Annotated in this window: 1 protein-coding gene; it reads right to left on the minus strand. The window is 66.0% G+C overall.

Features of this window, described 5'->3' with window-relative positions:
• Window positions 1-48: 48 nt before the first annotated feature.
• Window positions 49-362, minus strand: a 314-nt coding sequence (locus JW592_RS32380) for a transglycosylase SLT domain-containing protein (protein WP_209268860.1), incomplete at its 5' end; no start/stop codon positions are given.

Consider the following 362-nt stretch of genomic DNA (forward strand, 5'->3'; position numbering starts at 1 on the left):
CCGCTCCTTGTCGCATGCGGGGTGTTGCGGTGTGGCCTGGGTGTGGGCTCAGTAGGCGGAGTCGACGTTGTCCATGGAGCCGTAGCGGTCGGCTGCGTAGTTGCAGGCGGCGACGATGTTGGCGACGGGGTCGGTGAGCTTGTCGGGGGTTCCTTCGACGTGGTAGCGGTCGAAGGTGGGCTGGATCACCTGGAGGAGGCCCTTGGAGGGGGTGCCCTTCTTCGCGTTGATGTCCCAGTCGTTGACCGCGTTGGGGTCACCGGCCGACTCGCGGATGATGTTGCGCTTGATGCCGTCGTAGGAGCCGGGGATGCCGTGCTCCTTCATGATCGCGCGGGCCTCGCGGATCCACCCGTCCAGAT

This window comes from Streptomyces spirodelae (assembly GCF_017676385.1).
Classification (GTDB): Bacteria; Actinomycetota; Actinomycetes; order Streptomycetales; family Streptomycetaceae; genus Streptomyces; species Streptomyces spirodelae.